Origin of the sequence: Kordia periserrulae (assembly GCF_003054265.1) — a bacterium.
GTDB classification, from domain to species: Bacteria; Bacteroidota; Bacteroidia; order Flavobacteriales; family Flavobacteriaceae; genus Kordia; species Kordia periserrulae.
The window spans coordinates 146033-166206 of record NZ_QBKT01000001.1; the positions used below are offsets into that span (position 1 = coordinate 146033).

The 20174-nt window shown below is 36.3% G+C and carries 20 protein-coding genes; 8 read left to right on the forward strand and 12 right to left on the reverse strand.

From position 1 onward, the window contains the following. Positions 1-279: 279 nt before the first annotated feature. From gpmI to C8N46_RS00685, 6 genes are read left to right on the forward strand one after another with little or no spacing between them, the layout of a single operon-like run. Complete coding sequence (gene gpmI / locus C8N46_RS00660) at positions 280-1797, forward strand: 2,3-bisphosphoglycerate-independent phosphoglycerate mutase (RefSeq protein WP_108112930.1); 1518 nt, start codon at positions 280-282, stop codon at positions 1795-1797. Then, entirely contained in the window at positions 1797-2393 is a 597-nt protein-coding gene (locus tag C8N46_RS00665; RefSeq protein ID WP_108112931.1) for an outer membrane beta-barrel protein, read from the forward strand. Before gpmI ends, C8N46_RS00665 begins: the two co-directional genes overlap by 1 nt. A 6-nt stretch (positions 2394-2399) precedes the next feature. Next, positions 2400-2981 (forward strand): thioredoxin family protein, encoded by a 582-nt coding sequence (locus C8N46_RS00670; RefSeq protein WP_108113566.1) that lies wholly within the window; start codon positions 2400-2402, stop codon positions 2979-2981. Positions 2982-3024: 43 nt separating this feature from the next. Further along, positions 3025-3435 (forward strand): BT0820 family HAD-type phosphatase, encoded by a 411-nt coding sequence (locus C8N46_RS00675; protein WP_108113567.1) that lies wholly within the window; start codon positions 3025-3027, stop codon positions 3433-3435. After that, entirely contained in the window at positions 3432-4238 is an 807-nt protein-coding gene (gene map / locus C8N46_RS00680; RefSeq protein WP_108112932.1) for a type I methionyl aminopeptidase, read from the forward strand. Before C8N46_RS00675 ends, map begins: the two co-directional genes overlap by 4 nt. Positions 4239-4253: 15 nt before the next feature. After that, the gene (locus C8N46_RS00685) at positions 4254-5018 is read left to right on the forward strand and encodes a class I SAM-dependent methyltransferase (protein ID WP_108113568.1); all 765 of its coding nucleotides are present in this window, start codon (positions 4254-4256) and stop codon (positions 5016-5018) included. Positions 5019-5633: 615 nt separating this feature from the next. Here the strand turns inward: C8N46_RS00685 and C8N46_RS00695 are convergent. The 11 genes from C8N46_RS00695 to C8N46_RS00745 all read right to left on the reverse strand — a co-directional run bounded on the left by C8N46_RS00695 (position 5634) and on the right by C8N46_RS00745 (position 16957). After that, positions 5634-5876, reverse strand: a complete 243-nt coding sequence (locus C8N46_RS00695; RefSeq protein ID WP_108112933.1) for a hypothetical protein — start codon at positions 5874-5876, stop codon at positions 5634-5636. A 98-nt stretch (positions 5877-5974) separates the two neighbouring features. Then, complete coding sequence (locus tag C8N46_RS00700) at positions 5975-6223, reverse strand: hypothetical protein (protein WP_108112934.1); 249 nt, start codon at positions 6221-6223, stop codon at positions 5975-5977. Positions 6224-6359: 136 nt separating this feature from the next. Further along, complete coding sequence (locus C8N46_RS00705; protein WP_245896666.1) at positions 6360-7310, reverse strand: FAD:protein FMN transferase; 951 nt, start codon at positions 7308-7310, stop codon at positions 6360-6362. A gap of 87 nt (positions 7311-7397) precedes the next feature. Next, positions 7398-7760 carry a Na(+)-translocating NADH-quinone reductase subunit F gene (locus C8N46_RS00710; RefSeq protein WP_245896668.1) on the reverse strand — a complete coding sequence of 121 codons (363 nt, stop codon included), beginning with the start codon at positions 7758-7760 and terminating at the stop codon, positions 7398-7400. Between the two features lie 221 nt (positions 7761-7981). Beyond that, positions 7982-10756: an alpha/beta hydrolase family protein gene (locus tag C8N46_RS00715; protein WP_108112935.1), complete on the reverse strand. Its 2775-nt coding sequence runs from the start codon at positions 10754-10756 to the stop codon at positions 7982-7984. A gap of 134 nt (positions 10757-10890) precedes the next feature. Next, positions 10891-12201: an NADH:ubiquinone reductase (Na(+)-transporting) subunit F gene (nqrF, locus tag C8N46_RS00720; protein WP_108113571.1), complete on the reverse strand. Its 1311-nt coding sequence runs from the start codon at positions 12199-12201 to the stop codon at positions 10891-10893. Between the two features lie 5 nt (positions 12202-12206). Beyond that, on the reverse strand, positions 12207-12926 hold the full coding sequence (gene nqrE, locus C8N46_RS00725; protein ID WP_108112936.1) for an NADH:ubiquinone reductase (Na(+)-transporting) subunit E: 720 nt from the start codon (positions 12924-12926) through the stop codon (positions 12207-12209). 77 nt (positions 12927-13003) lie between these two features. Next, positions 13004-13636 carry an NADH:ubiquinone reductase (Na(+)-transporting) subunit D gene (locus tag C8N46_RS00730; RefSeq protein WP_108112937.1) on the reverse strand — a complete coding sequence of 211 codons (633 nt, stop codon included), beginning with the start codon at positions 13634-13636 and terminating at the stop codon, positions 13004-13006. Between the two features lie 3 nt (positions 13637-13639). Further along, positions 13640-14392 (reverse strand): Na(+)-translocating NADH-quinone reductase subunit C, encoded by a 753-nt coding sequence (locus C8N46_RS00735; RefSeq protein ID WP_108112938.1) that lies wholly within the window; start codon positions 14390-14392, stop codon positions 13640-13642. Between the two features lie 2 nt (positions 14393-14394). Beyond that, the gene (locus C8N46_RS00740) at positions 14395-15603 is read right to left on the reverse strand and encodes an NADH:ubiquinone reductase (Na(+)-transporting) subunit B (RefSeq protein ID WP_108112939.1); all 1209 of its coding nucleotides are present in this window, start codon (positions 15601-15603) and stop codon (positions 14395-14397) included. A gap of 4 nt (positions 15604-15607) precedes the next feature. Next, a complete protein-coding gene (locus C8N46_RS00745) occupies positions 15608-16957 on the reverse strand; it encodes a Na(+)-translocating NADH-quinone reductase subunit A (protein ID WP_108112940.1) in 1350 nt (449 codons plus the stop codon). Positions 16958-17147: 190 nt separating this feature from the next. On the opposite strand from C8N46_RS00745, the gene C8N46_RS00750 reads away from it, so the two are divergent. Both C8N46_RS00750 and apaG read left to right on the forward strand, forming a co-directional pair. Further along, positions 17148-18401, forward strand: a complete 1254-nt coding sequence (locus C8N46_RS00750; RefSeq protein ID WP_245896670.1) for a type IX secretion system plug protein — start codon at positions 17148-17150, stop codon at positions 18399-18401. A 123-nt stretch (positions 18402-18524) separates the two neighbouring features. Continuing rightward, on the forward strand, positions 18525-18911 hold the full coding sequence (gene apaG / locus C8N46_RS00755) for a Co2+/Mg2+ efflux protein ApaG (RefSeq protein WP_108112942.1): 387 nt from the start codon (positions 18525-18527) through the stop codon (positions 18909-18911). A 238-nt stretch (positions 18912-19149) separates the two neighbouring features. On the opposite strand, the gene C8N46_RS00760 is transcribed toward apaG, so the two are convergent. Next, the gene (locus tag C8N46_RS00760; protein WP_108113572.1) at positions 19150-20112 is read right to left on the reverse strand and encodes a hypothetical protein; all 963 of its coding nucleotides are present in this window, start codon (positions 20110-20112) and stop codon (positions 19150-19152) included. Positions 20113-20174: the final 62 nt, after the last annotated feature.

Sequence of the window (20174 nt, forward strand, 5' to 3'; positions counted from 1 at the left end):
ACTTCTCAAAAAATGTTGCAACAAAAATTCAATTATAACACTTCCTTAACTATTTGCTATCAAATCTGTTAAGACGCTCTTAATTTCTTAAATCACATTAAGATTTTATACAGAGATTCTTAAGAATTGTTTAATAATTTTTTTTTGACGCTTTTACAGAAAAAACAGTCTTTTACTGTGAATTTGATAATCCCATACAAAAAAACCGCGTTTTTTAGGTTTGCATTGTGTTATGTACACAATTACACTTATTTTTATTTTTTTAAAAAATTATATCGCATGAATAAGAAAGTCATTTTAATGATTTTAGACGGATGGGGAAAATCGCCCGATCCAAAAGTTTCTGCCATTGCCAACGCCAATGTTCCGTTTATCAATAGTTTATACACGAACTATCCAAATGCCAATTTATTGACCGACGGCATGAATGTAGGTTTGCCTGATGGTCAAATGGGAAATAGTGAAGTTGGACACATGAATTTGGGTGCAGGACGCATTGTATATCAAGATTTAGCTAAAATTAATTTAGCCATTCAAAATAGCACTTTAAAGGACGAAGTGGTTCTAAAAAATGCCTTGCAACACGCCAAAGAACGCAACAAAGCTGTTCACTTATTAGGACTTGTTTCCGATGGTGGTGTGCATTCGCACATCAAACATTTAGAAGGTTTGGTACAAATTACGCACAGTTATGATTTGGACAATGTGTTTATACATGCTTTTACCGATGGTAGAGATGTCGATCCGAAATCTGGGAAAGGTTTTATTGCGCAAACAGAAGCATTCTGCCAAAAAGCAACTGCCAAACTCGCAACTGTTACAGGACGCTATTATGCGATGGACCGTGACAAACGTTGGGAACGTGTACAATTGGCATACAACGCGCTCGTTCACGGACAAGGAAAACTGAGTTCCAACGCCACACAAAGCATTCAAGAAAGTTACGATGTTGGTGTCACGGACGAGTTCATCAAACCGATTGTAATGACAGATGAAAATGGACAACCAATTGCAAAGATTCAAGCTGATGACGTGGTGATCTTTTTTAATTTTAGAACCGATCGCGGGCGTCAATTGACAGAAGCCTTATCGCAAAAAGACTTTCCAGAATTTGGCATGAAAAAACTGCCGTTGTATTACGTAACGATGACCAATTACGATGCTTCTTTTGAAGGAATTCATGTCGTATTCAACAAAGAAAACATCAAGGACACACTTGGAGAAGTATTGGCAAAACATGGAAAAAAACAAATTCGTATTGCGGAAACTGAAAAATATCCGCATGTGACGTTTTTCTTTAATGGCGGACAAGAAACACCGTTTGAAGGAGAAGAACGCATTTTATGTCCATCACCAAAAGTAGCTACGTACGATTTAAAACCCGAAATGAGCGCATACGAAATTCGCGATAAAATTATTCCTGAGTTGAAAAAAGAAGTGGCAGATTTTGTTTGTTTAAACTTTGCCAATCCAGATATGGTGGGTCATACGGGCGACTTTCAAGCTGCCGTAAAAGCCTGTGAAGTAGTTGATACTTGTGCAAAAGCCATCATAGAAACGGCACAAAAGCACGGGTATAGCACCATTGTGATTGCCGACCATGGAAATTGCGATACGATGATCAATCCTGACGGAAGTCCAAACACCGCGCACACAACCAATCCTGTGCCAATTATTTTGGTCGATGAAGACATCAAACAGGTACACGATGGTGTTTTGGGCGACATTGCACCGACCATCTTACAAATGATTGGAATTCCACAACCTAAATTAATGACACAAAAATCGCTTATTTAATGACGCAAAAACTTTTAATTATTACTGCTTTTTTATGTTGTTTACATGTTAAAGCTCAAGAAAATCTTTCCTATGGAGTTTCTGTAGGGACAAATGTATATTCAATGCTCACTGATAGAAACACAAGCTTTAATTCAAATGGTTCGTTTTCCATTCCTGAATATGCGGGATTATATATAGGAGCATACGGAAATTATCAATTAAACAATCATTTTGGTGTTGTTGCTGACGTTGCTTATGAGCAGCGGACTATTGATATTGTCCCAAGAGTAAAACTGAGTTTTATAAGTATTAGTCCAAAAGTAAAATTTGATGTTAACGGAAGTTATAATCAAGGTTTTTATCTAAAATCAGGATTGCGCTATTCGATGCTCACTACTGCGGAAACTTCTGATGGAGGTATCGATGTAAAAGAAGCTTATAAAAATGGGCTTTTCAGTTTAAATTTTGGAATGGGAACTGATTTTGCAAATATTTTAGGTTTAGAATTAATTTTCGACTATTCCCTTGCAGATGCTTTTGATGTAGACGTAAAATCCAAACTATTAGGTGCATACGCACTTTTAACAGTTGATATTGAAAAACTTATTAAATAAATGTTCATGAAAAAATTAAGCTATATCCTAATCGCACTTGTATTTTTTGCGTGTAAAGACGGAAAAAAGACAAATTCGACAGAAAATACCGAAGACAAAAAAGAAATTGAAATCACCAAAGAAGTGATTAACGAAGAAGAAGAAGCATTGCCAATTATTGTAGGTACGCAAACGCGCGAAGCCATTTCTTCCGAACCGTACGACAGTTGGTTTGCGCCTACGTACGCAACCTATCCTGTAGATAAAGAAACTGCAGAAAAAGTACAACCGTTGATGACAGATGTAAGCGTGAAAATTTTTATGGGAACTTGGTGCGAAGACAGTCAACGCGAAGTGCCGCAGTTTTACAAAATTTTGGACAAAATGAACATCAGTAATGACATCATCACATTAATCACAGTTGATGAAGACAAAACGACTCCTGAAAATTTAGAAGAAGGATTGAACATCACCAACGTGCCAACATTTATCTTTTACAAAGACGGAAAAGAAATCAATCGTATTGTGGAGTCGCCTGTAACTTCTTTAGAAAAAGACATGCTGAGTATTTTATCTGGCGAAGACTATACCCACATCTATGCTGAATAGTTGGTAATTCTTTGTAGCTTTGCAGGCACAAAATGGAAGTGGAATGATTGTGAAAGAAAGCTTACTGATTGCTATTGATTTTGACGGTACTATTGTTGATGATGGGTATCCTAAAATTGGATCGCCCAAAATTTTTGCATTTGAAACTATGAAACGCTTGCAGCAAGATGGACATCGGCTTATTTTATGGACCTACAGAAGCGGTAGAAAATTGGAAGAAGCTGTTCAATTCTGTGCTGATAATGGTATTGAATTTTATGCGGTAAATAGCAGTTATCCTGAAGAAGTATTTGATGGAAAAGTAAGTAGAAAAATCAACGCTGACTATTTTATTGACGATAGAAATATTGGTGGATTTATTGGTTGGGGAAAAGTATATCAAATCCTTACAAACGAATCACCAGACGAAAAATTAACAAAGAAAAAAGGATTGTTTTCCTTTCTGAAGAGATGATTATACCAAAAACACGAGAAGAAATTGAATTGATGCGCGAAAGTGCGTTGATTGTCTCCAAAACGTTAGGAATGTTGGCCAGCGAAATTAAACCTGGCGTAACTTCGTTATATTTAGATAAATTGGCGGAAGAATTTATCCGCGATCATGGTGCGATTCCTGGATTTTTAGGCTTATACGATTTTCCAAATACGCTGTGTATGAGCCCAAATGCACAAGTCGTTCACGGAATTCCAAACAACGAACCGTTGCAAGAAGGTGATATTATTTCCATCGATTGTGGCGCAATTAAGAATGAATTCTACGGCGATCATGCCTACACGTTTCCTGTCGGCGAAATTGCTCCCGAAATGGAAAAGCTATTAACAGTTACAAAAGAATCTTTGTATGTAGGTATCCGCGAGTTCAAAGCTGGAAATCGCGTAGGCGATGTTGGTTTTGCCATTCAAAAGCACTGTGAAGCACACGGATATGGTGTGGTTCGTGATTTGGTAGGTCACGGATTGGGACGTAAAATGCACGAAGACCCTAACATGCCAAACTACGGACGTCGTGGACGTGGAAAGAAATTTATTGAAGGTATGGTTGTTGCCATTGAACCGATGATTAATATGGGCGTAAAAGAAATTAAGTTTTTACGTGATGGCTGGACTGTGTTGACGAAAGACGGAAAACCAAGTGCACATTTTGAACACGATGTAGCCTTAGTCAACGGAAAACCTGAATTGTTGTCTACCTTCAAATATATTTATGAAGCGTTGGGCATTGAAAGTAATGAAGAAGACGAATTCAGACAAGCGTAGCTAGCAAATACATTGGTGAGAACACTTTTTAAATACATATTAAATACGATTCCGCGACCATTTTTAATTAAAATGAGTTATTGGATTCGTCCTATCATCACATTTGTATTAAAAGGAAACAGTTATACTGATCCAATTGATGGCAAAAGTTTTCGAACGTTTTTATCGTATGGATATGCTATTAATCGCGAAAATGCCTTGTCGCCCAGTACGTTCTCGTTAGAACGCCATCGATTGTTATGGTTGTATTTACAAAACGAAACGGACTTTTTTACCAAACCACAAAAAGTACTGCACTTTGCACCTGAACAAGCCTTTTATAAGCGTTTTCGCAATCAGGAGAACTTAGATTATACGACGACCGATTTGTATTCGCCGCTTGCAGATGTGAAAGCTGATATTTGCAATTTGCCTTTTGAAGATGATGCTTTTGATACGATTTTATGCAATCACGTGTTGGAACATATTCCTGATGATACTAAAGCTATGCAAGAATTGTATCGCGTCCTAAAACCAGGTGGTATGGCGATTTTGCAAATTCCACAAGATTTGGAGCGCGAAACTACGTTTGAAGACGATTCGGTCACCGATAAAAAAGAACGCACGAAAATTTTCGGTCAATACGATCATGTACGTGTGTATGGATTGGACTTTTTTGACAAACTTCGCAACGTCGGATTTACCGTAAAAGAAGAGGATTACACTGCAAATTTCACTCCCGAAGAAATTGAACGCTATTGTTTGATGGAAGGTGAAATTATTCCTGTTTGTTTTAAGTAGGTATTTTTAGGTTTTGGGTTTTGGGTGTTAGGTCGCTGGCGCTTTTTGGCTGTTGGCTGTTGGCTGTTGGCTGTTGGCTGTTGGCTGTTGGCTGTTGGCTGTTAAAGATACTTTTTCATTTTAGATTTTGAGTTTTACATTTTAAATTTTGTTATTCGTTATTTGTTATTCGTTGCTGGTTGCTGGTTGCTGGTTGCTGGTTGCTGGTTGCTGGTTAAAAGTACTTTTTTAATTTGTATTTTGTTTTCAATTCAAACTCTCAGTTATTTCACTACACAAACAAAAAAGACTCCATCATACGATGAAATCTTTTTCTCTTAGAAAGTTACTCATGCTTTCTTTTTAAAAACTAGTTGTTGAAGTTGATTACTGCCCTACTTCGTTTCACTTGTGATAAGCTCTTATTTTTTGTTTTGATGTAAATATACATTTGAATATGTTTTGAGTGCACAATCAGTTGCTCAAATGCAGATTTGAATTTTTGAAATGTAGACTTCCGCAAATCATCGGTTGTAGCGCTTCAACTATTTTAAGCTAAGCATTCTCAGAAGAAGAAACTTAAAAAAGGTCATTAGAAAAACTAATGACCTTTTGATTATTGTGGGCATAATTGTTTTAGCAAATCCCTGGATCACAAGAAAAAGTACGTTCGCATTCAAATCCTTGTGTAGGACATCCTATAGTGCCGCAGTTTTGGTTGGTTCCACAGCCAACTGTACACGCTGCAGAATAACACAACGTATTTGCATCTTGTATGCATGATTCTGTTCCTCCACCAGAGATTCCTTGTGTTTTAAAGTTTGAGATTAAGTTCTTGTTTAATGATAAGCTACTTTGTTTAAAATTCTTTTTTTTCATGACTTTTATTTTAAAGTTACGCTAAGAATATACTTAAAATACAGCGACTTATCCTTGTATACGCCACACTAATAGTACACGAAAACCGTATTTAACATTTAGCAAATACCGTTTGGCTCGCAAGATATGGATGGAATACATAATTCTGTAGGCGCACAATCTTCTGTGTATGGACATCCTAAAGCTGTTTGGCAGGTTCCTGTCAACGCGCCGCAATTGGTGTCAGCATCTGCAAAACACGAAAATGTACGTACCAGCGTTCCTCCTTTTAATTTTGCTGTAGAAAAGTTTGAAATAACGCTTTTGTTTAAACTAAGTCCGTGGTGTTTTAGGTTCTTTTTTTTCATGATATGTGATTTTTAAATTAATACCTTAAAGATAGTTTCTACTTTAAGGATTTTTTTATTTAAAAACCTCACCATTAGTATTCTAAAACCCTAATTAACATACTGTGTATGTTTTAAGATTCTTTTTCGCGTTGAATTAAAAGTCGGTAATGATTAAGTTTTGAAAACCGTTGGTTGTATATTTTTGAATGTTTCCATATTCGTCTCTACTGACAATATATGCGTCCACATCGTTCAACTCGCTGAGTAGTTTTTTTGTTTTGTCATACGGCATTACCATAAATGCAGTCGCATACGCATCTGCTTTCATACAGTTATCCGCAATCACCGAAACGCTCAATACATTGTTTTTCATAGGATAGCCTGTTTTGGCATTTAAGATATGTACGTAATGGTCACCAGTTTCAGGATCTACTCTGTATTTTCGGTAGTTTCCAGAAGTTGCCATGGCTTTGTTTTCTAGCGTAATGTATTCAATGTATTGTCGCTCGCTAGACTCTTGCACGGGACTGTCAATAGCAACTGTCCATTTTTTTACTTTTTTGGTGTTTTTTCCTTTGGTTAGAATCTCGCCGCCAACTTCAATGATATAGTTTTTTATTCCTTTCTCATCAAACATTTTACCAATTAAATCAATAGCATATCCTTTTCCCAGTGAGTTAAAATCAAAAGTTAATGAAGGATGTTCTTTGTACACTTTTCCTTCTTCCGAAATACGCACTTTATCAAACCCAGTAAACGCCATAATGCTGTCTACTTGCTGTTTTGCAAGATTGTTTATTGGTTTTTCTGGACCAAATCCCCACGCATTTACCAACGCGCCCACAGTTGGGTCAAAGAAGCCGTCTGTTTTTTCATAAACTTCTCTTGAAAAATTATATACTTCACGAAAATATTCGTCAATCACTACATCTTTTTCGTTTCTGTTAATCCGTGAAATATCAGAGGTTGGAATGTAGGCAGACATCGATTTATTGACTACGTGAAATATGTTTTCAATAGCATCTTGGTAGTCTTCGCCTTCTTTTTGAATTTCGTATTGAATATTGTATGTTGTACCAAGTGCAAATCCTTGGTTTTTATGCATCAGTACCTCTTTGGGTTTTTCAATGCACGACGTTAGTAGAAAAGCTATACATATGTATAGGGGAAATGTAATTGCTTTCATTTGTTGTTATAGTATTTGTATTAAACCATCATAATCGAGTATGTATGGTTGGTCTTTCATGACTTCTTCTAGTGGATTTTCTGCATTTCCGAGTCCGACACCAGCATAATAGAGTTCCGCTTCAAACTTTTCTACATGCTGTTTAAAGGTTTCCATCCATATAGCGTCGTACTCTTTTGGATCTTCAGGGTACATAACTGCTTTGACCAACACAAACTTTTTTTTGTTGTGTTTATCAATACAGACAAATTGTGGATGTTTGTTGAGTTTGCTGTTAACAGCCAAGAATTCAAATCCTTTTTCCTCCAATTCCTTTCCTACAATATTCATTGCAAGGTTATGCAATTCCTGTTTTGTGAGTTTTTCCATTAGTAGAATTCACTAACCAACACACTACGAATGTACTCGTTTATTGGTCGTCTTGATTTTTATTTTATGTTTTGTATTGAAATTCGATAAAGTGTTCAATTTTTCCTTTTAACTGAAAATCAACACAAAGATACTTTAATTTCAGCGGATTTGATAGTATTCTCAATGGTAAGCACATAAAAAAAAGGAGTGTCTTTTTAGAACAATCCTTTTGCGATATTTTATTCTTTATCAAGATCATATCCGAGATTGACTCCTTTTTCAGAGCGCGGAACACCTTTGGTCATCCAAATCGGCGCTGGCGCATCTTTTAGGTAATGATCAAAAAATTGCATCATTCTGATGGATAAATCTTGCTTGTTTTTCATTTTTCGTAGATTGTGCTCTTCGTTATTATACACCAACATCCAAACGGGCTTTTTCAATCGGCGCATGCCCATGAAAAGTTCAATTCCTTGATAATACGGTACAGCACCATCATTGTCGTTATGCATGATAAGTAACGGCGTTTCTACATTTGGCAAGTGAAATAACGGTGAGTTTTTTACGTATAAATCAAATCCGTCCCACAAATCCGTCCCGATACGACTTTGGGTTTTTTCATATTGAAACATTCGACTCAGTCCACTTCCCCAGCGAATTCCGCCATACGCAGAAGTCATGTTACTCACGGGAGCTCCAGCCATAGCAGCTCTAAATTTGTTTGTTTTTGTGATGAGATACGCTACTTGATAACCGCCCCAACTCTGCCCTTGAATTGCCATACGACTACTGTCGATATAGCCTGTTTTTTCCATCATTTCTACTCCAGAAACCACGCAGTTATACGCGTCATCACCAGGTTGTCCTGTGTTGTAAACGATGTCTGGAACGAATACAATATAATCGTTGCTCACTAAATAGGTTCTATCAATAGTTGAAGCACTTGGTCTTGGCGAATAATGATTGTGAAATCCATCTGAGCTTTTTTCGTAGAAATAGGTAACTAGTGGATATTTTTTTGATGCGTCAAAATCTTCGGGTTTGTACACAGTGCCTTCAAGTTTTGTACCGTCGTACGCGTTCCACGATACCAATTCGGCAGTTCCCCATTTAAAATCTTTTTCATGAGGATTAACGTTTGTGATTTTAGTATGCGATTTAAAACTATTCGTCGTTACGTATACATCTTCAAAGTCTTTAAAATTTTGTTTGGTAAAAGTTACGACATCAGCTTCTAATGCTTTTTTAAAGTCCATGATGAGATATGTATCTGGCTTAATCTTCTCTTTCAGCTTGCCATTATCATTCAATAAATAAACACCTATTGCTTTGTTTTTTTCGTTAAAACCCTTAATTAAAAGTTTGTCATCAACATACGTGACTAACAAAGGATTTTCTCCTAATCTTCTCGTTCTATAGACTATTTTATTTTCTGTACCGTTTTTGGTGATGTTTTTTGGCTGGGTTTTTCCATCTAATGAAACTTGCCAAATATCGTACTGACTGTTGAGTAAGAGGTTTCCATTTTTATCAAAACCACCAGAGCCATACGCCGAAGCTGGGGCAGGAACATCATTTTCTACATCTTGAAAATCTGCAGCAATGTTTTGTGTCATGTTGTGCTTTTTCAATGTATGTAGGTTTATTGAAATCCAGTCGTTGGTATCTATATCAAAGTAGACTCCATAATTTCCATCCACAGAAATGTCCATTCGTACTTGCACCTTTTTTAAAACCAGTTTCTTTTCACCTGTTTCCAAATTGATGGCATATATATCACGTTCCCAAGGCATTTTCCACGTTTCAATAGCATACGGCGAATAGTCAACTCCAATCGCAAAAGTGTTCATGTATTTATCGAATAGTTCAACTGCATCAATAACATCGTCTTGCAATTTCACAATACGATTTTCGTTGATATGATACACATACAAGCGATTGTCTTCTTCTAAGTTTTTTTTGTTTACTTTTTGCCTTGGCTGTGTGATTTCATCTTTCCAATTCCAAACATCTACCTGTGGAATTTCATCATCGAGTAAGGTGGTGTCTTTTTTGTGAATGCTTTTTACTTTTGTGAAGAAATATAAATGCTCCAAATTTTCAGAGAAAAACAATTGTTTTGACCCACTTAATGTTTGACCTTTTCCGAAAACTGCTTCTTCGTTATCAGCAAGTATTTTTAATCTATTGTCTTTATACAAGTATAATTTATGCGGTACGGAATCCGTTTTTGTAGAATCTCTATCTGCAATAAAAGCCAATCGATTTCCTTGTTTGTTGACAGCTAGTTTTTTGTAATCGTAGCGAGATGTATCAATAATTATCTTAGTTTTTGTCGCAGTATTATACGCATATACACCTTTTGCCTTCTTTTTACGTTTGTCATGTTTTTTAGTATAGTAGAATGTGTTTCCTTCTTCGGGAATTACAACATCTTTGATGTTGAATAACGTATCTTGTTGTTTGCTGCTTAAATGATATACAAGCGCATAGTTGTTTTTCCAAGCTGGCAGACTGTCTCCTTTGATAGAATCTTTGTGGTTTTTAAATTTTTCTACAACCAGATAATCACTGTTCTTTTTAGGAAGTTTGAACGATTTTACGCGTGTAATGGAATCATAGATACTATTATTTTCCGCATCGTATATGTAGAGTACTTCTTTTTTTCTATCCTCTTCTTTTACCTTGCTTTTCTTTTCGAGCCGTTGAGTTTGATACTTGACTTTTTTCTGAAAGATGATAAATTTTTCATCGTACGAAATGACACTTTTGCTTCCATTGAAAAAACGCGCTGTTTTTTTGGTTTCTGTATTGTACACTTGCAAATATCCATCGCCGCGTTCTGTACGTGTTATGATTTCAGAGACAATCAGCTTTCCTTTGTTAGAAATTTTGGTTTTATCCACTATTTTCCAAAGATCATAATCGTTATGTGTAATTGCTTTTTTTTGTGCAGTAGTTATTCCAAAAGAGAAAAATAATAGGAATAGTAGGGAGAATATTTTTTTAGTCATTTTGCGCTGTAATAATAATGTCTAAATATAAGTAGAATATTTCTTATTGATAAAGCATCAAATGTTAATATAGTTCCCATAAAAAAAGGACCGCAGTAATTGCGATCCTTCTATATATTAAAAAATATGATTTTTTATCCTCCGAAGTCATCAAATCGGATGTTCTCATCTGGAATACCGAAGTCTTCTCCCATTTTTTGAACGGCTTGGTTCATTAAAGGTGGTCCACAGAAGTATAATTCAATATCTTCTGGTGCTTCGTGATGGTTTAGATAGTTATCAATTACACAGTTGTGAATGAATCCGACAAAACCGTCTCCTGCTTCGTCATTGATATCTTTTTTAACTTTCCAGTTATCTTCTTCTAACGGCTCAGAAAGTGCCATATAGAACTTGAAATTAGGGAAATCTCTTTCCAATTCTCTGAAGTGTTCAATATAGAATAACTCACGCTTAGAACGTCCTCCGTACCAATACGTAACTTTTCTTCCTGTTTTTATGGTTTTGAATAAGTGATATAAATGAGAACGCATTGGCGCCATTCCTGCTCCACCTCCAACATATAACATTTCTGCATCCGACTCGTTGATAAAGAATTCTCCGTAAGGTCCAGAAATCGTTACTTTATCACCTGGCTTTTGCGCGAAAATGTACGATGACGCTACACCTGGATTTACATTCATCCATTGGTTTTTAGCTCTGTCCCATGGCGGCGTAGCAATACGAACGTTCAACATAATTTCACGTCCTTCTGCTGGGTATGAAGCCATAGAGTACGCACGCTCAACCGTTTCATTATTTTTCATCACTAAAGGCCATAATCCAAATTTATCCCACTCTGCTTGGAATTTATCTGGTGTTTCATGCTCTTCTGGATGCGCAGTAATGTCAATATCTTCGTATTTGATTTCGCATGGAGGAATTTCAATTTGAATATATCCTCCAGCTTTGTATCCCATATCTTCTGGAATTTCAACAACAAATTCTTTAATGAAAGAAGCTACGTTATAGTTACGAACAACCACAGCTTCCCACTTTTTAATTCCAAATACTTCTTCTGGAATGGTGATGTTCATGTCTTGTTTTACTTTTACCTGACAAGCCAAACGCGCTCCGTGTTGTAATTCTTTACGTGTAAAGTGTGGTGTTTCTGTTGGCAAGGCTTCTCCTCCACCTTCTAGTACATGACATTCGCACTGAATACATGTTCCACCACCACCACAAGCAGATGGTAAAAATATTTTTTCGCTACCAAGTGTAGATAGTAACGTTCCTCCTGATGCAACTTCTATTTCTCGTTCACCATTGATGGTAATTTTTACGGGACCCGATGGTGATAATTTTTGTTTTACGTACAACAATAATGAAACCAATACTAATATGATTAGTAAGAAGGCTGCAACTGTAGCAATGACTGTTCCTGTTGTACTTGCTTGTAATATCATCATGATTAATTAATTACTTTTGTATTGTTAGCGATTTCTTTTGCTGTACTATTGTCTTGAATAGTTTCTGTTTGAGCGGTGTTGTCTTTTGCTTCTTCCGCTTCGTCTCCGCCAGTTAACATTCCACCAAAACTCATAAATCCGATAGCCATTAAACCTGTGATGATGAAGGTAATTCCCAATCCTCTTAAGGGTGCAGGAACGCTAGAGTATCTGATTTTTTCACGAATTGCTGCAATTGCCAAGATAGCTAAAAACCATCCGATTCCTGAACCAACTCCGTACGTTGTTGCCAATCCTAAGGTTGCGATTTCGCGAGATTGCATGAATAACGAACCTCCTAAGATAGCACAGTTTACCGCGATTAATGGTAAAAAGATACCCAACGAGTTGTATAGTGATGGTGAAAACTTCTCTACAATGATTTCTACTAATTGTACCATGGTTGCAATGGTAGCAATAAACATGATAAAGGATAAGAAACTAAGGTCGTAATCCGCATATTCTGCTCCTAACCATGATAAGGCACCAGGTTGTAAGATGTATTGATCTAGCAACCAGTTTAAAGGTACTGTAATGGCAAGTACAAAGATTACTGCAGCTCCCAATCCGACAGCAGTAGATACTTTTTTAGATACAGCAAGGTACGAACACATTCCTAAGAAGGTTGCAAATACCATGTTGTCTATGAATATTGATTTGAAAAATAATTCTACGTGTTCCATATTTTTTTGTTTTTAGTTGTTTGTTATTTGTTGTTTGATGTTTCCAACAACCAACAACTAGCAACTGTCAACTAAGTTTAGTCTTCGATTAATGCTCTATTTCTTGAACGTTGCACCCAAATAATGATTCCTACCACGATTAATGCCATAGGCGATAACAACATGAATCCGTTGTTTTCATAACCGTATGCATATAATCCTGTTTTTGCTACTGGATCACCTAATATTTGTATTCCTAATAAAGTTCCAGAACCTAGCAACTCTCTAAAGAAACCTACAATGATTAAGATGATAGCGTATCCTAAAGCATTTCCAATTCCATCCAAGAATGATCTCCACGGTCCATTTCCTAAAGCAAAGGCTTCAAAGCGTCCCATAATGATACAGTTGGTAATAATCAGTCCTACAAAGGCTCCTAGTGTTTTACTCAATTCGTAGGCGTATGCTTTTAGTACTTGATCTACAATAATTACTAAGGTTGCTACTACGATTAACTGTACAATGATTCGAATTTTTGAAGGAATAATGTTTCTCATTAATGAGATAACCACGTTTCCTACTCCCATTACGAAAAGTACGGAGATAGACATTACTATCGAAGCTTCTAATTCTGCTGTAATCGCTAATGCAGAGCAAATTCCTAATACTTGAATGGTAATAGGGTTGTTGTCTGTTAACGGATCTAAAATTAACTTACTATCTTTTGCCATGACTTACCCTTTGTTTTTTAATTGTTTGAAATATGGCACATACAGCCTTAAATCTTTTTTAATCATCGCTGATACTCCGTCGCCCGTAATGGTTGCTCCTGCAATAGCATCAACTTCGTAATCATTTTTATCTTCGTTAGTAGGATCGGCATTTGTTTTAGAAACTGTGATTCCTTTAAAAACTCCTGCTTCCGTTAATAGACGCTCTCCATAGAAATCGTCCATAAAGTAACGCTGCTTGATGTTGGCACCTAATCCTGGCGTTTCACCTTTGTGATCGAAGTACACACCTTGCACTACCATATCTTTATCCATAGCTACATATCCCCAAATAGCATCCCATAGTCCTTTTCCACGAATTGGCGCGATATAGAATGTTTTTCCATCTTTTTCTCCGACAAACAAAGGCAATCTACGCGTTTTTCCTTCTTTCGCTCTCGTTTGCTCTTTCTTCACATCAATTAGATATGCTTCTTTATCTTCTTTTACTTGTCCGTTTTCAATAACCAATTGTTTGGTAATGTATTTTTCAAACAACTTAGGCGCTTGTTCTGTAGAAACAAAATTGGCAGCACCATCAGTATTATTGTTAACACCCATAGTATATAGGATGTTTTGCTGTTTTTCCAAACGCTCATTTTCTTGAATAATTGGTCTAAATGTAGAAGCCAAATATGCAAGTATTGCTCCCACAACCAATACCATTCCAACGGCGAATAAGACGGTATATGTGTTTTTATCTGTTCTTTTTTCCATCGTTACGCTGTTTTAACTTTTAGACGTTTCATTCTTTTCTTCACGTTTCCTTGAATCACATAGTGATCAATGGTTGGTGCAAATACATTCATTAAGAGAATGGCTAAGAATACACCTTCTGGATAGGCTGGATTGAATACGCGAATCATAATAGAGATGAATCCTATTAAGAAACCGTAAATCCATTTTCCTTTATTCGTTTGAGCTGCGGTTACTGGATCAGTTGCCATATATACAGCACCGAACAAGATACTTCCGATAATTAAATGCTGCCAGAAAGGCACACTCATCAATCCGTAAAATTTACTTGTATCAGAAATCCATCCTGCATCTACAACTCCGTTGAAAATTAATCCCATCACCAAAGCACCAATTACGGTACTCAACATAATTCTCCAACTTCCAATTTTGGTAAAGATTAAGAATAACGCTCCTATGATGATTAAGAATTTAGACGTTTCTCCCACAGAACCAGGAATCAATCCCCAAAACATATCCCATTGATCTATATTTGGCAATGTTGAGTTTTGCGCATACGCTCCTAAAAGTGTTTCTCCAGAAATGGCATCTGCTGTTCCTGCTCTTTCTACGGCTTCACTTACCCAAACTTTGTCTCCTGACATCCACGTTGGATAGGCAAAGAATAAAAAGGCTCTGATGGTTAATGCAGGATTTAGAATGTTCATTCCTGTTCCACCAAAAACTTCTTTTCCAATCACAACACCAAAAACAACTGCTACTGCCAACATCCATAATGGAATATCCACTGGAACAATTAATGGCACTAACATTCCTGTTACTAAGTATCCTTCTTCAACTTCATGACCTTTGATAACGGCGAATAAAAACTCTACCGCTAGTCCAACACCGTACGATACAATAACCAATGGCAATACTTTCCAAGCTCCGTGAATTAAGTTATCGAACGTCCAAAATGTACTTCCTAAAAATCCATTAGAAGCTTCAATTTCACCTGTAGCTAAAAAATGTTGATATCCTGCGTTGAAAATCCCGAAAATTAAACATGGAACTAATGCAAGAATCACCGTATTCATCGTACGCTTTAAGTCGTCTGCCGCTTTGATGTGCGTTCCACCGTGCGTAGTTTCGTTAGGTAAGTATAAAAATGTATGCAATGCATTGAATGCAGGCGCCATTTTTTTGCCTTTATACTTTTCTTTTAAATTGTGTAATTTTTCTTTTAAGCCCATAGCTTTATCCTATTTCTTTAAGCATTAAATCTAAACCTTCTCTAATTATTTTTTGATGCGGTTGTTTAGACACACATACAAATTCTGTCAATGCAAAATCTTCTGGAGCTACTTCATACATTCCTAATGCTTCCATTTCGTCTAAGTCAGCATACATACATGCTTTTAAGGTTTGCATTGGATAAATATCTAATGGAAATACTTCTTCGTACGTTCCTGTAGTTACGAACGCTCTGTGTTCTCCGTTTGTATTGGTAGTAAGGTCGTATTTTTTCTTCGGATTCAACCAAGAGAATGTAAATGCTCTCGACACACTTACTTTGTCAAAAACGGGCTTGTTCCATCCGAAGAATTCGTAATCGTCACCTTCTGGAATTGCCGTAATTTGGTTGTCATAAAATCCTAATGCGCCATCAGCTCCTTCATTACGTCCTGATAATACATTTCCACTGATAACTCTTGTATTGTCAAGGTTGATATTATCTGCAACGATATCTTTAATGCTCGCTCCTGCAATGGCGGTTACGTATTGTGGTTTTGTAATTTGCGAACCTGTTACTGCAATCGTTCTTGTTGCATTAAACTTACCTGTAAGCAATAGTTCACCGATAATTACTAAATCTTTCGCTGCGACTGTCCACACCACTTCTCCTTTGTTTACAGGATCAATTTTATTGATGTGCGTTCCAACATTTCCTGCTGGATGCGGTCCAGAAACCGTATGCGAAGTTGTTCCTGCTACGTTTGCCAATGGAGAATTTCCACCTTTTTTCGTAACAACATGAACGCTTCCTTCTGTAAGTTTCGTCAACGCTGTCAATGCTGCTAACAACTCTTCTTCCTTTCCTGCTAATGTGTAATCCAAATCAGCAGCCAAAGGCGCGCTATCATATCCAGAAACAAAAATTGCTTTAGGAGATTTTGTAGGATTAGCAATCACAGCATACGGACGTTGTTTGATGAATGGCCAACATCCTGCCGCTAGCAAATGCTCTTTTACCTCATCACCAGACATGTTTGCAACATCTTTTTTTCCGAAATCGTGATGTGTTTGTGTTGCATCTGCCAAAATTCTAATCTCTAAAATTTTTCGCTTTGCGCCACGAACAATTTCTGAAACCTCTCCACTTACTGGAGAAGGAAAAAGTAATGTTTCGTCTAATTTAGAATGGAATAATGCCTCACCGGCTTTTACTTTGTGACCAACTTTCACCAACATTTTAGGAATGATACTGTGAAAATCCTCGGGCTTTATCGCATAATAACTACTCGCTTTTGCTGCTACCGTAGTTTTTTCTGCTTCGCCAACAAGCTTAATATCTAAGCCTTTTTTTATGCGAATGTCTTTTGACATAGTTTATGAATTTTATCTAAAAATCGTGCAAATTTAAACATTTATACACTCATCTAAAAGCCAATAGATAACTATAAAATTTATTTATACTGATTCTAAATTATTAATTTAAAGCTGCGTTTTACTACTAGAAATAGCTCAGATATTATTAGGCATGCATTTTGCGTATCTTTGTAAAAATTTTCAATTCATGATTACTCGTATTTTCACTGTTTTTTCATTGTTTTTTGTACTGTGTATGTATGCACAAGTAGCACCACTTGAAGAAGTAGAACCACCTTATTTTATTAAAAGTATTGATTTGATTGGCACAAATCAGGGCGACCAGTTTCCTGTGCTACAATTAGGAGAACCATTGCGAGTAACGTTTGACGATGTCAATGGCGATGAAGCTGACTATTATTATAAAATAGTGCATTGCAACTACGATTGGACACCTTCCAATCTGGCGAAAGCGCAATATATGCGTGGCATGGACAATCAGCGAATTATTAATTATGAAAATTCATTCAATACACTGCAATTGTATTCCAACTATCGCTTGACGATTCCGAATCAGTTTACAACCTTGTTATTGACAGGAAATTACATGCTTTCCATCTACAACGACGATGACGAATTGATGTTTTCACGAAAATTTATCATCTATGACAATATAGTTGGCGTTGGCGCTGCTGTTCACCGAACTCGAGATTTAAGTACGATTCAAGAAGATCAACTGATTCAGTTTGAAATCAACGTTCCAAATATGCAATTGCGAAATCCAGAACGCGAACTCAAGGTTGCTATTTTAAAGAATTACCGCTGGAAAACAGCTATTACCGATATTAAACCACAATATACACTAGGAACTCGATTTGTATATCGCTACAATACAGAAACCGCTTTTAAAGGCGGAAACGAATATTTGAATTTTGAAAATAAAGAAATTCGCGGTGGAAATGTGAGCGTAGCAAGTATTGAACTCCGCGATTTGTATCACAATTATTTACATACCGATATTACTCGTGCTGGGCAACCATATACGTTTAACCCCGATATTAATGGCGATTTTGTAGTGAATACCATTGTTGGTGAAGATCCTTCGATTGAAGCTGATTATGCGGTGATTCACTTTTCGTTACAAAATTATATGGATTTGACAGGCAGCAAAGTATATGTTGTGGGACGATTTAACAATTATGCCATCAGCGAGGAAAATCAACTGTTTTATAACCCAGAAACGGACTTGTACGAAGCGCAACTATTGATGAAGCAAGGGTTTTATAATTATAAATACGTTGTCGTCAATGAAAAAGGTGACGTGGACGAAACCAAAATCAGCGGTTCTAATTTTGAAACTGAAAACGATTATTTAATCATTGTATATTTTAGAAAGTTTGGCGAAATTTACGATCGTGTTATTGGAATTGGAACTACGAATTCTAGCGTAATTAAAAATTAGAAAATCAGGCTTTTACCTAAAATTCGTTAAAATTTTAACAAGCTTTAAAAATATAACTATAAAATTTGTATTTTTGAGTACACCTCGATAAATACTTTTATTAGTAAACAGCAAACATAGCAAATGATTCAACAGGTAACGAGAGGCATAAAAATTTCCGTAGAAACTAGTTTTGAAGGTACTTTTTTCAAAAACTATAAAATGCATTTTGCGTTTGGTTATCAAATTACGATTGAAAACCAAAGCAAAGATTCTGTGCAATTAACTTCTAGACATTGGCAAATTTTTGATGCTCTTAACAACATCGAACTTGTAGATGGCGAAGGTGTGATTGGCAAAAAACCTGTCTTAAAACCAGGAGAATCACACACCTATCAATCAGGTTGTTTGCTCGCCTCTCCAATCGGTGCCATGCGTGGACATTACAATATGGTGAACTTTACAACGACCAAAAAATTCCGAGTTTTCATTCCGACATTTAAGTTGTGTGCGCCTTTTGCGTTGAATTAGGTGTTGGATGATAGGTGTTAGGTCGCTTCGCTTTTAGGTTTTGATTCCGTATTATACTTTATTTTCTCTCTTTATTTAATCGCTAGATTTCTCTTGTCGATTTTTTGTATTTTTATGTTGAATTTTAAATGTTGGATGTTGAGTTGTTGTTCTTTTTCAACATCAATACTAAAATACCAAAGCGTCAGCGTATCTAACCATCTAAAAATCTAAGCGCAGCAAAGTCAAGTCTAAACAATCATTCAAAATCCAATACGTTTTCTGCTTCAATCAAATACTGTAGTGCTTCAATCTTTTTATACATTTTGTTGAAAAAAATTCGCTGTTCTTTTTTGCCTGCGGCAGATAATAATTTGGAATTCCGCATTTGTCGCTGTAAATGTTCATCTACTTGTGAGAGTGTTTCGGTGTCGCTGGTTTTGTAGTACGAAAGAACAGTATACGGCACAAAAAGCGTTTTGATGCTTGGCGTCTTTACCAACACCGTATTGTTCATCAGTAATAATTCGTTGTAAAATAAACGATAGTTAGTGTCATTCGTGACTTTCAGTTCAATCATTTCAACTAATTGCCGTACATCGTCACACAACTGCAACGCCATTTTTTCAGAAAGTAAGGTCGATTTGTAATAAAAGTGAATCTGTTTTAACGTACTATTAATGGTGGTGATATCCCAAATTTCCGTGACTTTTAAATTTGCATACAATTCTCCCAATTGAGAAGCCGCTGTAACCAACGAAACTGATGGCGCAAAATTTTCAAATGGAACGACTTTTTGATTGTCGCTCAGCAATTGCAACCACACATACATTTTAAAGCGTGACAATACATTGTTTGACGATGTATAAAAAATAGGCAAATCTTTCGCCGAGTAAATGATTTCAGAATCTTTCATCGCCAAAATCTGTTGTAAATTTTGATGCGACGCTTTAAAGTAGGCTTCCAAATCTTCTTGTGAAGAAATAGTTTGCGTTTTTTCTACTGCAATTACCTGTTGTTTTCCAACGGCAAATAGTTGATCTAAGGATATATTAAAATGATGCGCTAACGCAACTGCTTCTTCCAACGATAATTTACTTTTCAAACTGGTACGTCGGTGCGCGGCATCATAGCTAATATCCAATACTTCAGCTACGACTTCAATTAATGAAGAATTTTCAGGTAAAGCTTCTTTAAGTTTTGACAGAAAAAATGCTTGCATGCTATTTGTGATTTTCACAAAAATAAACATTTAGTCATTTAAAATTACTCTTAAATTGCACT